The organism is Rheinheimera mangrovi (assembly GCF_003990335.1).
In the GTDB taxonomy this organism is placed as follows: Bacteria; Pseudomonadota; Gammaproteobacteria; order Enterobacterales; family Alteromonadaceae; genus Pararheinheimera; species Pararheinheimera mangrovi.
This window is the reverse complement of the sequence record NZ_CP034683.1, coordinates 950,237-965,322: the sequence shown is the minus strand read 5'-3', so window position 1 is coordinate 965,322 and position 15,086 is coordinate 950,237. Positions and strand designations below refer to the sequence as shown.

Annotated in this window: 11 protein-coding genes, 3 tRNA genes and 2 pseudogenes; 5 read left to right on the top strand and 11 right to left on the bottom strand. The window is 46.3% G+C overall.

Going from position 1 to position 15,086, the window contains the following annotated elements:
* Window positions 1-361: 361 nt before the first annotated feature.
* Complete coding sequence (locus EK374_RS04490) at window positions 362-832, top strand: hypothetical protein (protein ID WP_127020517.1); 471 nt, start codon at window positions 362-364, stop codon at window positions 830-832.
* Between the two features lie 12 nt (window positions 833-844).
* Here the strand turns inward: EK374_RS04490 and EK374_RS04485 are convergent.
* The 8 genes from EK374_RS04485 to EK374_RS04450 form a co-directional block, all read right to left on the bottom strand.
* Window positions 845-921, bottom strand: a tRNA-Arg gene (locus EK374_RS04485).
* Between the two features lie 39 nt (window positions 922-960).
* Window positions 961-1,037 (bottom strand) — tRNA-Arg (locus EK374_RS04480).
* A gap of 17 nt (window positions 1,038-1,054) precedes the next feature.
* Window positions 1,055-1,144: transfer RNA gene (locus tag EK374_RS04475), tRNA-Ser, on the bottom strand.
* A gap of 158 nt (window positions 1,145-1,302) precedes the next feature.
* Window positions 1,303-1,506 (bottom strand): carbon storage regulator CsrA, encoded by a 204-nt coding sequence (gene csrA, locus EK374_RS04470; protein ID WP_008897327.1) that lies wholly within the window; start codon window positions 1,504-1,506, stop codon window positions 1,303-1,305.
* Between the two features lie 114 nt (window positions 1,507-1,620).
* Complete coding sequence (locus tag EK374_RS04465) at window positions 1,621-2,829, bottom strand: aspartate kinase (RefSeq protein ID WP_127020515.1); 1,209 nt, start codon at window positions 2,827-2,829, stop codon at window positions 1,621-1,623.
* Window positions 2,830-2,835: 6 nt separating this feature from the next.
* Window positions 2,836-5,454, bottom strand: a complete 2,619-nt coding sequence (gene alaS, locus EK374_RS04460; RefSeq protein ID WP_407691858.1) for an alanine--tRNA ligase — start codon at window positions 5,452-5,454, stop codon at window positions 2,836-2,838.
* Window positions 5,455-5,463: 9 nt separating this feature from the next.
* Window positions 5,464-5,949, bottom strand: a complete 486-nt coding sequence (locus EK374_RS04455) for a regulatory protein RecX (protein WP_127020511.1) — start codon at window positions 5,947-5,949, stop codon at window positions 5,464-5,466.
* Window positions 5,950-5,951: 2 nt separating this feature from the next.
* On the bottom strand, window positions 5,952-6,674 hold the full coding sequence (locus EK374_RS04450; protein ID WP_127020509.1) for a DUF2189 domain-containing protein: 723 nt from the start codon (window positions 6,672-6,674) through the stop codon (window positions 5,952-5,954).
* Window positions 6,675-6,968: 294 nt separating this feature from the next.
* Between EK374_RS04450 and EK374_RS21125 the strand changes: the two are divergent.
* Window positions 6,969-7,336, top strand: a pseudogene (locus tag EK374_RS21125) (DUF5924 family protein); the annotation flags it as partial.
* Window positions 7,319-7,633, top strand: coding sequence for a DUF2914 domain-containing protein (locus tag EK374_RS21120; protein ID WP_407691857.1), 315 nt, complete (start codon window positions 7,319-7,321; stop codon window positions 7,631-7,633). The pseudogene EK374_RS21125 and the gene EK374_RS21120, both read left to right, overlap by 18 nt.
* Before the next feature lie 95 nt (window positions 7,634-7,728).
* Here the strand turns inward: EK374_RS21120 and EK374_RS04440 are convergent, their stop codons facing one another.
* A complete protein-coding gene (locus EK374_RS04440; protein ID WP_127020505.1) occupies window positions 7,729-9,891 on the bottom strand; it encodes a S46 family peptidase in 2,163 nt (720 codons plus the stop codon).
* Window positions 9,892-10,071: 180 nt separating this feature from the next.
* Here EK374_RS04440 and EK374_RS04435 point away from each other — a divergent pair, with 180 nt between their 5' ends.
* Window positions 10,072-10,581, top strand: coding sequence for a TIGR00645 family protein (locus tag EK374_RS04435; RefSeq protein WP_127020503.1), 510 nt, complete (start codon window positions 10,072-10,074; stop codon window positions 10,579-10,581).
* Between the two features lie 71 nt (window positions 10,582-10,652).
* On the opposite strand, the gene EK374_RS04430 is transcribed toward EK374_RS04435, so the two are convergent.
* On the bottom strand, window positions 10,653-11,606 hold the full coding sequence (locus EK374_RS04430) for a porin (protein ID WP_127020501.1): 954 nt from the start codon (window positions 11,604-11,606) through the stop codon (window positions 10,653-10,655).
* 692 nt (window positions 11,607-12,298) lie between these two features.
* Here EK374_RS04430 and EK374_RS04425 point away from each other — a divergent pair.
* The gene (locus EK374_RS04425) at window positions 12,299-13,927 is read left to right on the top strand and encodes a methyl-accepting chemotaxis protein (protein ID WP_127020499.1); all 1,629 of its coding nucleotides are present in this window, start codon (window positions 12,299-12,301) and stop codon (window positions 13,925-13,927) included.
* 129 nt (window positions 13,928-14,056) lie between these two features.
* On the opposite strand, the pseudogene pelA reads toward EK374_RS04425, so the two are convergent.
* A pseudogene (gene pelA, locus EK374_RS21175) lies at window positions 14,057-14,920 on the bottom strand (pectate lyase); the annotation flags it as partial.
* Window positions 14,921-15,086 lie beyond the last annotated feature (166 nt).

Sequence of the window (15,086 nt, the reverse complement as noted above, 5' to 3'; positions counted from 1 at the left end):
GCCGGGAGCGTTTTTGGACCGCCGCACGGCGAGTCCCGAAGGGATTTTCCGCAGGGATGTCACATGAAGGTTTTTAAACAGGCAACAAGAAGATCTATCCCGCAGGCAACCCTTTCATCATCAACTTATAAAAAAGGAAACACAAAAACGCCGGGAGCGTTTTTGGACCGCCGCACGGCGGGTCCCGGAGGGATTTTTCGCAGGGATGTCACATGAAGGTTTTTAAACAGGCAACAAGAAGATCTATCCCGCAGGCAACCCTTTCATCATCAACTTATAAAAAAGGAAACACAAAAACGCCGGGAGCGTTTTTGGACCGCCGCACGGCGGGTCCCGGAGGGATTTTTCGCAGGGATGTCACATGAAGGTTTTTAAACAGGCAACAAGAAGATCTATCCCGCAGGCAACCCTTTCATCACTCACTTATGGAAAAAGGAAACACAAAAACGCCGGGAGCGTTTTTGGACCGCCGCACGGCGGGTCCCGGAGGGATTTTTCGCAGGGATGTCACATGAAGGTTTTTAAACAGGCAACAAGAAGATCTATCCCGCAGGCAACCCTTTCATCACTCACTTATGGAAAAAGGAAACACAAAAACGCCGGGAGCGTTTTTGGACCGCCGCACGGCGGGTCCCGGAGGGATTTTTCGCAGGGACGTCACATGAAGGTTTTTAAACAGGCAACAAGAAGATCTATCCCGCAGGCAACCCTTTCATCATCAACTTATAAAAAAGGAAACACAAAAACGCCGGGAGCGTTTTTGGACCGCCGCACGGCGGGTCCCGGAGGGATTTTTCGCAGGGATGCGAAAAACAAAAAAACCTGCACTTAGCAGGTTTAGTTGTGGTGGACGCAGGAGGATTCGAACCTCCGACCGCTCGGTTCGTAGCCGAGTACTCTATCCAGCTGAGCTATGCATCCATCTGGTACTTTCTTTTTCACATCGTCGTTGCAGTTAAGTGGTGGACGCAGGAGGATTCGAACCTCCGACCGCTCGGTTCGTAGCCGAGTACTCTATCCAGCTGAGCTATGCATCCAATCTTAACAGTACAACTGGCGGAGAAGGAGGGATTCGAACCCTCGATAGAGTTTCCCCTATACACCCTTAGCAGGGGTGCGCCTTCAGCCACTCGGCCACTTCTCCGCGCTACGTTGCGGCGTGTATATTAATGTCTCAGGAAAATAAGTCAAACAATTTTTGGAGCTGGAAAGCGCGTTTGCTGACCTTTTAAACAATTCGACTAATTATTCGCTACAAAGCGTTAAAAATATACAATTTCTAAAAATGATAAAGCTTAAAACTTATTGATCGTCATCGCCGCTAAAGCCACCTGGGGTGCCTTTTTCAGCCTGAATGCGCATGTAAATCTCTTCTCTGTGCACTGATACTTCTTTTGGTGCATTCACACCAATACGAACCTGATTTCCTTTGACGCCTAAAACTGTGACCGTGACTTCATCACCGATCATCAGTGTCTCACCAACACGACGCGTTAAAATAAGCATTCTTTGCTCCTTTTGTATGATCCCAGCTTCCAATGGTTGCGCTTGCATAATAGTACTGCGCAGACCTGTCAGCCTTATGATAACTTAGCTGACAAATTTATGAAAACCTTGAAATTAATTAACTGAACCCAATAAGGCAGAGTGTAAAGCCACTGCTACTTTATTCAATTCAGCCTCTGGCACGACAATAGATAACTTAATTTCGGCACAACTGACAGCCACCAGTTTTACGTCTAATAACTGCAATTGCTCAAATACTGTCGCTGTAATGGCAGGATTTGATTTTAGCCCTATCCCTACTATAGATAACTTGCCCAAAGACTTCCTGCTTTGCAGCGTAAAATTTTGCTTCTTTTTCAGTTCATTACAAATATCTTCTACAGTGTTCAGATCATTTTGACTCAAACTGAACTGCATCTGCACTAAACCAGACGACGCATACTGCACCTTTAACATATCGGTCTCAATAGCTAATCGGGCAAACTCCTTCAGCAATGCGATATGTAGCTCACTGCTTAACTCATTCAGCTCCAACCAGACTTCGCCGGACTGACAAGCCAATCCTGTCACAGCAGGTAAACTCATGCTCTGGTCCTCATAACACACTAAAGTTCCCTGATCGGGCTTGAAACTGGAAAGCACCCGCACTGGCACCCGGTGCATAGCTGCGTATTCGACAGAGCGGGAGTGCAAAACCTTGGCCCCTAAACTGGCCAGCTCCAGCATACTGGAGGCGTCTACATAAGGCAGCCGAAAGGCCTCAGCACAAATACGCGGGTCTATACTGTAAATACCGTCGACATCGGTGAATATCTGACACTCGTCGGCTTTTAATGCTGCGGCCAAAGCAACCGCTGTGGTATCAGAACCTCCACGGCCTAAGGTGGTGATATTGCCTTCAATGTCACGCCCCTGAAAACCAGCGGCTATGACAATATGGCCCTGCTCCAACTCCTGCCACAACCGCTCAGTGCCCACAGATAAAATACGGGCACGACTGAATTTGTTGTCCGTCAGAATACCAATCTGATCGGCCAGCAAAGAGACGGCAGGATGGCCCCTTTTGATAAGCGCCATCGCCAACAAAGCAATGCTGACCTGTTCACCGCTGGCGGCTAACATATCCAGTTCACGAGTCGAGGGACGAGTGTCAATCTGATGCGCCAGCCCAAGCAGCCTGTTGGTTTCGCCTGCCATCGCAGACACCACTACAACTACTTTATGACCGGCATGCACAGTTTGAATCACCTGCTCTGCCACAGCTTCGATACGTTCGGGGGTACCTACTGAGGTACCCCCGAATTTTTGTACATATAAAGCCACTGAGCTTTACAGCTTAGCCGCAATATAGTCGGCAGCAGCTTTGAGCACGCCAGGTAAAGCAGCCACATCAGTGCCACCGGCCTGAGCTAAGTCCGGCTTACCACCGCCTTTACCACCAACCTGCTCTGCAGCCCAACCTATCAATTGACCCGCCTGCACTTTGCCAGTTAAATCAGAAGTAACGCCAGCAATTAAACTGACTTTGCCTTCTGCAGCTGTGGCCAGTAACAAAATGCCAGAACCTAATTTATTTTTCAGCTCGTCCACCATAGTACGGAAGGCTTTTGGATCGGCACCTTTCAGTTCTGCAATCAGCACTTTAACGCCATTAATCACCTGCACCTGCTCCAGCAGGGAAGCACCAGCAGCGCTGGCGAGTTTAGCTTTTAATTGCTCCAGCTCTTTTTCTAAGGCTTTGCGGCTGTCCATGGCTTGCTGCACTTTGTCAGCGATTGAGAGAATATCGCCTTTGAGCATTGAAGCCACAGTCTGAGCCTGCTGTTCCAACTTATGCACAAAAGCTAAAGCGCCTTCGCCAGTCACAGCTTCAATACGGCGAATACCAGCAGCTATACCGCTTTCGACCACAATTTTGAATAAGCCGATATCACCAGTGCGGGACACGTGAGTTCCACCACAAAGTTCAATCGAGAATTCGCCCATGCTCAGCACGCGTACTTCGTCATCATATTTTTCGCCAAACAGCGCCATAGCGCCTGCGGCTTTAGCCTCATCGACATTCATCAGACGGGTCAGTACTTCGTGGTTTTGTTGTACCTGCTCATTGACCAGTTGCTCGATACGGCGAATTTCATCGGCTTTTACGGCTTCAAAATGCGAGAAGTCAAAACGTAAACGCTCAGAACCTACTAATGAGCCTTTCTGTGTCACGTGTTCACCCAACACAGTGCGAAGTGCAGCGTGTAACAAGTGAGTGGCAGAGTGGTTTTTACGAATAGCTTCACGACGGGCATTATCAATGGCCGCATCCACCATATCACCAAGAGCCAAAGCACCTGTTAAGCTGCCTTTGTGCGCAAAAGCTTTTCCTACTTTGATGGTGTCAGCAACCTGGAATACAGCGCCATTAGCCAGGGTTAATACACCCGCATCACCACACTGGCCGCCGGATTCAGCATAAAACGGGGTTTGATCCAGGATCACTAATGCCTGCTGTCCATCGGTCAATGAGTTAACAGCATTGCCTTCCAGCAGAATTTCAACCACTTTGGCTTTGCCCTGAATTTGGGTGTAGCCTGTAAAGTCGGTGCACTGCGCCGAAGTTAAGGCCTGATTGTAATCAGCACCAAAGTTCGAAGCTTGCTGAGCACGTTTACGCTGCGCTTCCATCGATGCTTCAAAACCAGCCTGATCCACAGTTAAACCGCGTTCACGCGCCACATCACTGGTTAAGTCCAGCGGGAAACCGTAAGTGTCATACAGCTTAAAGGCTACTTCGCCCGGAATAACAGTGCTGCCATTCAGCTGAGCTAAGGCGTCTTCAAGAATACCCAGACCACGTTCTAAGGTTTTACCAAACTGTTCTTCTTCCAGCGCCAGCACTTTTTCAATTACGGCCTGCTTTTCAATCAACTCTGGGTATGCTTCGCCCATTTGTTCAGCCAAAGCGCCAACCAGTTTGCTAAAGAACACACCTTTAGCGCCCAGCTTGTTACCGTGACGGATAGCACGACGAATAATACGGCGCAGCACATAGCCACGGCCTTCGTTGGATGGCATCACACCATCCGCCACTAAGAATGAACAGCTACGGATATGGTCAGCGACCACACGTAACGATTTGTCGTTTAAGTCTTTCGCGCCTGTAATTTCTGCAGTCGCTTTGATCAGCGCAGCAAAAGTATCGATTTCGTAGTTGCTGTGTACGTTTTGCAAAATTGCAGCAATACGTTCCAGGCCCATGCCGGTATCCACACTTGGTTTTGGCAGAGGTTCCATCCGACCATCGGCATGACGGTTAAACTGCATAAAGACGTTGTTCCAGATCTCGATAAAACGATCGCCGTCTTCTTCTGGTGAGCCAGGAGGACCACCCCAGATATGATCGCCATGATCATAAAAAATCTCAGTACAAGGACCACAAGGACCTGTATCGCCCATAGCCCAGAAATTATCAGAGGCATAAGGTGCGCCTTTGTTATCACCGATGCGGATAGCGCGCTCTAAAGGCACACCAATCTCTTTGGTCCAGATATCAAAAGCTTCGTCGTCTGTGGCGTAGACAGTGATCCAGAGTTTTTCTTTAGGTAGCTTGACCACTTCAGTCAAAAATTCCCAGGCGTATTTAATAGCGTCCTGTTTGAAGTAATCACCGAAGCTGAAGTTACCCAGCATTTCAAAGAAGGTATGGTGACGGGCTGTATAGCCAACGTTTTCTAAATCGTTGTGCTTACCACCGGCACGTAAACAACGTTGTGCTGTCACGGCGCGGTTGTAGCTGCGTTTATCCTGGCCTAAAAACACATCCTTAAACTGCACCATACCTGCGTTGGTGAAGAGTAAAGTGGGGTCATTGCCAGGGATCAGCGAACTGCTGCTAACGATTTGGTGGCCTTTACTGGCAAAAAAGTCCAGGAAAGCGCGGCGAAGTTGTGCCGAAGTCATATACATATCTTACTCTTCTTTAAGCTCTGCAAATACAAGTTGGATAGTGTCACTGCCAAAGCCCCGGCTTTGTAAGTAACGCATCCGTTTAAGTTTGTCCTGATAATCCGCTATGGGTTTATCAGCATATTTTTTCCGGTACGCCTGTGTGGCGACCTCAAACCAATCGATATCTAATTCTTCCAGCAGTTGCTGTTGTAAATCTTTTTTAATGCCCTGCTGCGCACAAAACTGGCTAATGTAAAACCATCCATAGCCTTTATGCAACTTTGCATTGACCTGCATACGGGCATAACGTAACTCGTTCTGGTAATCCCGTTGCTGCGCCCAATCCAGTAATTCAGTAATTTGTTCTGCCGACGCGCCTTTTTGTTTGAGCTTTTGTTTCAGCTCCAACGCACTGTATTCACGGCGCGATAGCAAACCCAACAGCCATTGCCGCAATTCCTGCTCTGTTAGAAGCTTTGGTTCTTGCGAAGGCTGGGGCTCTGTCATGTTTATACTTCCAGCACAGCAGGTGCTGAATCATCCAGCTGCAAAGCAAAAAAGGCACTGAAAGATAAAAAGAATGCCACTTGCAGCACAGGAACTATGACAATAAAAGCAAAACCTAAAGTGACCATACCTAACATGCCCAAAGCCACAGACAAAATACCAAACAAAGTGAGAGCACCAACATTACGCCAGCAGGCCGTTAGACTAGACATTAAAATGGCCTGCAAACGTTGTTCGTTAAGGAAATACGCTATAGCAACAGCGTAAGCAAACAACATAAAAACCAGACACAGCACAACAGCAAAGAGAAAGATGGTGACAGGGTCAACTACACCAGCCTGAGTTTGCTCCAGCAACTGCGCAGCCAACAGCATTAACGGAATATTCGCCAGCAAGTTAGCACCAGCCAGTCTGATAAAAGTACGGCGATAACGCGCTTCTTTAAACACACTAAAAAGTAGCTGAAAATTGACAGCTTGTTGCTGTTGCAACAGCACTATAGTTTTATAAAGACCCGCTGTTAGAAATGGATTCGCCAGCACCAGAATCACACCAAGCACAGGATGCAGTTGCGCCAATAAACTTAAGATGGTGGTAAAAGCCACCATAGCAATCAGGGTTGAAGGCGCCTGACGGAACAATTCCCAAGCTTTGGTCAGCCAAGACAGAGCCGCCTGCGTAGGCACTCGGCGTATGATAAGTTTTACCTGAACTTTCTGATCCACTAACTTTAACCCTTCTATCACTTCAGCAATCGAGGCCCTGATGGCTACGAAATGAGGTGTATCTTACTGCAAAAGCAGGGTTACTAAGAATAGCTGGCACAGAAAAAGGCGGTTTTAGCAGTGGATTATGCAAATTAAGTCGAAGCTTCCCCCAATCTGCAACCAAAACTGCCTTAGCAGGTCTTTACAGCGTATAGTGCGGCAGAATGAATTCAAACCGCAGATGGACAGCTTTGCCTTACCATTTTTCTGGCGGCTACAGACTGGGACCAGCCCCAGGCCGTTTTCACTGCATTGTTGGTTTGTTGTGCTTTGGTCGCAGTGATTGATCCGGCCTACAACAGACTGCTGACAAAACGACGCGCTTTATTTTTGGTATATCACTGCTTTTCTTTATTCGCCGTTTTGATGGTGGTCTTGCCACTACTGTTTTTATGACCACCACCCAAAGTCTGGGTTTGGCTTTGGTTATATCTGCTTTGCTAAGTATTCCCAGTATCCACCCTTTGTTGGCGCAACCAGGCCGTTGGCGTTTCCCCCTGTTCACCCTGACGTTAGTGGTAATGACCACCAGCATCTGGTTTAGCCGCAGCCTGATCCCCGCCCCTGTGTTAAACCTGAATGACATTCAGCTGAGCCAGCATATGGATTATGAACAGCGTTTACCAGGCGCGGCTATTACAGAGTTATCCTTGGCAGAACTACAAAAAGGTTTATATGCCTATACCTCAGTACGGGCACCACGGGGTCTGAAAGAACAGATTTATCATGAGTGGATCCACAATGGTGATTCAGTGGAACGCATTCAGCTGAATATTGCTGGCGGAAGGGAAGAAGGCTACAGAGCCTGGACGCGCAAACAACAGTTCCCACACGATGCTGTGGGTAAATGGAAAATTCGGGTGGTGACAGATTCGGGGCAATTGTTAGGGGCTACAAAATTTACTGTGACCCCTTAAGACGGGCGGGGACGTAGGTGCCGCGGCTTGTCCCGGCCCTTCTTTACGCACCACGGTATCAATAGACGGGCGGGGACAAACCCCGCCCCTACGGATTATTCCTTCACAATTTCCATTTCTTTCAGAAGGTTAGTCGCTCCATCTACTTTTTCCATTTGCCACAGCATATAACGGCTGTCGACATGGATAGAACGGTTGTTAGCCGGGTCGTAGTCCCAGTTGCCTATGATGCCTTCAATCACACCATCAAATAACAAACCTACTAATTCAGCTTTACCATTCAGTGTCGGCGAACCTGAGTTCCCGCCTGTGGTGTCCACTGTACTTAAGAAGTTAACCGGCAGATTGTTATAGACAGCATCTTTATAAATCCCGAAATCGCCTTTCTTTAACGCTTCGACCTGAGCTGGTGGAGCATCAAATGGATCTATGCCAGTTTGTTTCTGCAAAATACCAGCTGCGGTGGTAAATGGCTGATAAGACACAGCATCTTTGGGTTGGTAACCTTTGATAGAACCATAAGTGACACGCAACGTACTATTCGCGTCAGCATATACCGGCTTACCATTGGCTTTATTAAAGGCAATAATAGCTTCCATCACCACAGGGCGGGCCACTGCCAGCTTACCTTTGTGTTCTTTGTCTTTGGTTTCCAATGCAATATCAGTTTCATACATTGCGACAGCATATTGGATCAGCGGATCTTCGCTTGCTTTAAAATCGTCTACAGATTTACCCATCCAGGCTAAACGTTCCACTTCATCAGACAATTGAGTGGCTTGATACAAGCTTTCAAGCTTAGTGCGAAGCGCCGCCACATCGAGCTGTCCAGAACCTATACCAAAGTAGCCATCCAACGCTTTTAACCGTTGAGCAGCAGGTAACTTGGCGTAATGTTGCAGGAAATGCAGCATCAGTTCTTGTTCAACTTTGGCATCAAAGCTGCGTGACAAACGTTTCATGCTGGCAGAAAAGCGCTCCAGATCCCGCTCTTGATAACCCATTTCGCGTTCTGCGTCTGGTTTTTGCTGCTCATTGGCTAAACGGTATAAACGTTTGGCGGTATTAAACAGCTGACCGTAGCTTAAATAGCCTAATATCAGGTCTCGTTGCTGATTTTCTTGCTCTTCCGCTAATAGCTGCTGCAGGCTGCGCACTGCAGGCGCATATTTAGCCTGACGTGCAGCGCTGGATTTAATCCAAAGGTTCAGAGCCTTATCAAACTGATCTTTGCGCTGTTGGGTATCACCTTTCTGGTAGCTCGTGATCATGCCTTCGAAATTTTTTGCATAGTTGGCTAATGACGCCAAAATGCTCTCGTATTTAATGCGGGCTTCAGAGCCTTCGGCGGAATTCTGCTTAATCACTGCAATAGCTTCTTCACGATAAGCTTTGGATAAAGGCAACACCTGGGTGAACTGGTTTTCTACTTCGGCCGCAGTGTTGTATCTGTTGGTTCGGCCCGGATAGCCAATTACCATCACAAAGTCGTTTTCTTTCAGCGGTTTGGCAGATACTTTTAAATAAGAAGGCGGAGTAAAAGGCACGTTGTCAGCACTAAAATCAGCAGGCTGACCGTCTTTACCTACATAAGCACGGTAAAACGAATAGTCCCCCGTATGGCGTGGCCACATCCAGTTGTCGATGTCGCCACCAAATTTACCAATACCTGAAGCTGGTGCATGCACTAAACGCACATCACGAATTTCCATTTGTTTGATCAGGTAATATTCCAGACCGCCATGAAAACTGTAAACATCACATCTGTACCCTGGAGTTTCACAGGCTGCAATTTGCTCTTTACGAAGTTCGCTAATCCGGTCAAAACGCTCTTTCCCTTTCAGCGCTGGTGACAACTCCTGATTGATCTGAGCGGTAATATTGGTCACTTCCTGAGTCACAAATACTTTCGAGCCTGGTGCGGCAGGAAGTTCTTCGTCTAAATCTTTGGCTAAAAAGCCTTTAGCCAACAGGTTGTTTGCAGCTGTGCTGTTGTGCTGGATACTGCCATAAGCACAGTGGTGATTAGTCACCACCAGGCCTTGATTAGAGACAAAAGACGCAGTACAGCCCCCTAAACTAATCACTGCATTCATAGGGAATGCAGTTAATTGGGCAATACTTTTGGCATCAATTTCTAAACCTTTTTCTTTGAGGAGTTGTTCAAGTTCAGGCAATTGATGAGGTTGCCACATACCTTCATCGGCATGGGCGAAAGTGGCGACTGACAAAGCCAGCGCAAGCAGAGTTTTTTTCATTTGGAATTTCCTTGGCATAGAGGCCCAGATAAACTAACAGCATCATGACAAGATACAGATGCTATTGCGGGTAACAGCCCTCATTGTGCGATATTTTGCGGCAAAGTAAAACGGCCAGAGGCTTGAATTTCTGCACTATTTCCCCCATAAAGTGAAGTCGTTGAAAAGACAGGAGCAGTAATGGAACAACTAATTGAAAAGGCGATGTACGCCACCCGGTGGCTGATGGCGCCTATTTACCTTGGCTTGAGTTTGGCATTGCTGGCCCTTGGTATTAAATTTTTTCAGGAAGTATTCCATATAATGCCGGTTATTTTCAGCATGAAAGAAGTGGACTTAATTCTGGTGATCCTGTCGCTGATAGATATCACGCTGGTCGGCGGTTTGATTGTGATGGTGATGTTTTCCGGCTATGAAAATTTTGTCTCACGACTGGATATTGAAGGCGATGGCGAAAAATTAGGCTGGTTAGGTAAGCTAGATTCTAACTCACTGAAAAACAAAGTTGCGGCTTCCATTGTTGCTATTTCGTCTATTCACCTGCTGAAGGTTTTTATGGATACTGAAAATATCCCAAATGACAAAATCATGTGGTATTTGCTTATTCATATGACCTTTGTGTTATCTGCTTTTGCTATGGGCTATCTGGATAAAATAACCAAAGGCGCAGGCAATAAAGATAATTTTTAGCCACACTTCACCCGCTGGTAAAAGAGCAGACCCGCCTGGCGGGTCTGAACACATCGACAATACCTGTTCTGTTAGAAATTGTATTTAAAACCTAAAGCTGCAGATTCATCCTGCTCGGTCTGAAAGTCCAGTGTAGAGAACATGGTGTAAATGACCATTTCGCTATTCAGTGCATAGTCTGCACCTATACTCCATAAAGTTCCTGTTTCTGCGTGACGGAGTTTGCTGTCATCACGCTGCCATTGCAGTTTGTAGGTCATAGCCTCACGTTTATAAGCAAGCTGCGCCATCACTGCGTCACCATCAATATTGCGTCTAATATGCTCACTGTGCTGCAACATCAGACCGGCAGACAACTGACCTCCAGAGAGTTCCATCAGTTTAAAATGAGCCACAACACGTTCGGCATCAATGTTATTCAGCTCACGAGCCTGACTGTAAGCAAAGTAGTAAGGGTAGGCTTTAAAACCTGAGTCACCATAACTCAAAGTCCAGTCATAACCACCAGCAACTTCATCACTGGCACCAGTCTGATAGGTAGCTTGCAGTTGAAAACCTTCAATCACAGGGCTCTGATAACCCACTATATTTTCAAGCCTGTCCTGCCCTGGACTTAACTGAGCTATGTCGTTCAGGGTTTCGTTAAATAAATCGATTTTACCTTCGGACTTTTTAAAACGGGTATCGTTTTTACCAAAAACTAACTCCCCCCAATTACCGGCAAAACCAATATAAGTGTTACGGCTGCCTAAGCGATGATCTTTGTTTGAGTCATCCAGACCATTGACCTGCCACTCATAGACCATAATCAAATCGAGGTTGTCCGTAAGCGTCTGTCGGGCTTTAAATCCCAGCCGGGTAAATGGCGCTTCGATTTGCCACCCCTGATCAGAATAACGATACAAGCCTTCATCGACGTACAAGCCCTGCAGATCCAGTTTTCCGTACAGATCCCATTCAAAAGCCTGGACTCCGGAACTCAGCACGATGAATGAACTTAACATCACATAATATTTCTTGTTCAAATTCGTCCCCTTAATCACTATTTAATTCTGTCAGCAATAAAACCTCAAAGCACGCTGCTGAACGTTACAGGCAAATATTTTATGTAACTGGCCATGGACTGTGCCTGTACACTATCATCAGCACAGTGAATCACCACTTCGATTGTTTTACTTCATACAATCATGAATCATTTGCATTTCTTATCAGCCTGAAACTTTCAATAACAACACTGCAATGAATACAAAAAATTAAGTTGGGTAAAAAACATCGGCATCATACAATAAGTCACAGTCCAAATTATTCAACATTATCTAATCAAGCTGAAAATGATAAAATAAACCATAAAAACCAAAGCGTTAAAAACACACCAAATTAATAAAACTACCACTTTTAGCATTTACAACAGGTTAAAATAGAGTTACTTCGTAAATTCATCTATCGATAAATTAAATTTTTCAGTGTTTAAAATCAAATGGCACTTTATAGGGTTTTAGCGGATAAAACGACAGATGTCAAAATGCACACTGAAACTGATGGAGCTGTGTTTAATCACTGCCTTGGTCATTATGTTCTATAGTATCAACAGCAGCGACACTCCTATTTTTTTAACTGCATGATAAGGAATAATGGAAACAGATACATTTTGAGAGAGTTCCGCATAAATTTTCTGAATCAATACAGCAAGACCAAAGATCATAGATAAGGAGTTACCATGTTTAAAGATATGTATCTGAAAAATATAATTTTATCCATTCTTCTAATGTTCAGCGCCGGCCTGGCGATATTAAGTTTTTACTCCTGGAACAGCGCAAAAGCCAGTGAAGAAGGCATGGCAGACCTGTACCGGCTATCCGTGTTACAAGTAAATCCTATTTCTGACGTCTACGGCATGCTGCTGCGCAGCAGGCTGGCGCTGGCTGGTGGTTTTATCGAAAAAGAAGGCGGGCAGAACGATAAAGCCCAGGTAAGCGCTCAACGTGGTGAAAAATTCCTGAAAGAGGCTGTAGATAAGTTTAATGCTTTTGCTGAAGTCGGCCTGAAAGGCGATAACAAAGAGCTGGTCAGAGAAATGCAAGCTGTGTTCTCTTTGTACTTCGCTGCTATTGAAAAAACAGCAAAGGAACTACAAACAGGCACCAGCGCAAGTTATGTGACAGCCAATCTGGAAGCTCGTGATACCAATGTGAAAGCTCAGGAAATGGTTGCGAAGTTTGTTGAGCAAGCCAGTACTAAAAATAGCAGCTTTATGCAGGAAGCCTCCGATCGCTACAGTGCAACAGCCATTCTTTGCGCTCTTTTTCTGGCCATCTCTCTGGCCGCGTTAGTGATGAGCTGGTACCTGATAAAACGAATGCTGATCCAACCACTGGAACTGGCTGGAGTGCATTTTCAGCGCATGGCTCAGGGCGATTTAAGCAGTCATATCAAAGTCGAAAGCAAAAATGAAATAGGTGCTTTGTTTTCTGGTTTGCAGCATTTACAACAAAGCCAAAAAGACACCATCAGTCAAATTAATAACACAGCCACTCAGTTAGCTTCAGCGGCTGAAGAGTTGAGTATTGTCACCTCACAAAGTACAGAAGGTCTTGATTTACAAAATGCCGAACTGCAACAGGCTGCCACCGCAGTGAATGAAATGACAGTTGCAGTTGAAGATGTGGCACAAAATGCTTTATCCACCTCAGACGCTTCAAGAGAATCAAATGAGCTGGCCAGCCGCAGCTTTGAAGAAATGAAACAAACCATTGCGCAAACCCGTAAAATGGCAACGGAAATGAAAACTTCCGCGGAGCTGGTGCAAGAACTAGCCACACAAGCAGGCAATATAGGCCAGGTGCTTGATGTCATACGTGCTCTGGCAGAACAAACCAACCTACTGGCCCTTAATGCAGCAATAGAAGCGGCTCGCGCCGGTGATGCCGGACGGGGTTTTGCTGTAGTTGCAGATGAAGTCCGTGCTTTGGCTCATCGCACTCAGAACTCCACCAAAGAAATTGAACAATTAATTACTCATATTCGTCAGGGCACAGAGAAAGCGGTTCAATCAATAGAATCCAGCACCGGGCTTGCAGACAATACAGTAGAAATGGCGAATAAAGCAGGCCAGGCTTTTGAACAGATTTGTCACTCGGTCAGTCATATCAATGAGCGTAACTTACTGATAGCAACGGCTTCAGAAGAGCAGGCTCATGTGGCTCGTGACGTCGACAGAAGCCTGGTTGCTATTAAAGATCTGGCTGTACAAACATCGGCTGGAGCCAATCAGACCAACGCCGCAAGTCAGGAATTGGCAGGCATGGCAGCCAGACTGATGGATATGGTCAAACGTTTCAAAGTTTAATAGCCCCACCCCAGCCTCTCCCGGGCTGGGGATTTCCCCTGATATTTCTACTCTGTTGCTGAGCCTGTTATCAGGATGTTCCACAAGCCCAGCCTTCCACTGTGGATACGCCTTGAGCACAGCCTGAGCATTACTCTGATACCAGCCATAGCCTTTTTGTCGTTCTATTGAAAGCTGCGCCATAGTGCTGACCACTATGCCATTCCGATCAACAAAAAGCGGTTGCTGTTTTTCTAAATCATAAAATCTGGCCCATAAAGGTTTAGCTCCAATTTTTTTCACAAAACGTACACCGTTGTCGCTTCGCTGCATTTCGGTATCGCGGATTTGTTTGGCTTGAAACCAGGCGACTGCGGCTTCCACACTTTGTATCACTGCAGCAGAGGGCTTTGGTAACTGCATCAACAATAAGGTGACTTCAGCACTTTCACTGCTAACCAGCGCCGGTAATTCATAAGCTCTGGCTTTTATCGCTTGCAGTGTCAATGGGTGATGTTGTGCCGCCCAGACGGTCAATACGCCATTCACTTTTATTTGGGCTTTTAATAACAGTTCTATACCACGGAAAAACTGCTGCTGTGCCTGCTGTCTGACAGCGCTATTTATAAAAGCGAACTGCGGATCTGTTGCTACTTTGTTTAATAACTTAAGCAGTTCTGTCATCACATGGTCATTCAGAGTAATAGCATCATGGTAACCACTACGCAGCGGATAGGTCTGAGCAAAACCACCATTAGGGTATTGGGCGGCCAACACAAAACCAATAGCTCGTTCAATAGCCTGTTGCAGCTTAGGCCGTATTGCCTTTTTGGCATAAGGTAGGAAAGCGGTTAACCAAAGGATCTGCGTACTGGTGGCATCATTATCGAAAGTCGGAATATAGTCAGCTTCAGTACCAAACATCTGGCCTAGCTGACGAGGCTGTGTTGCCATATCTGTTCTTTTACTCCAGCCACCTGAAGGCGTCTGAAAAGACAAAATAGCCAAAGCCATTCGCTCGGCCTCTGCTGAAGACCAAAAAGCTGACTCCGGTTGCTCAGGAAAGCCAAACTTCTGGTGCTTGACTGCTTTACTGGCTTTGCTTTGGTTTAATTGTTTTAATTCATCCGCTAAAAATTGCCGATCAAGGCGCTGCAATTGCTCTGACTGTGCAAAATAC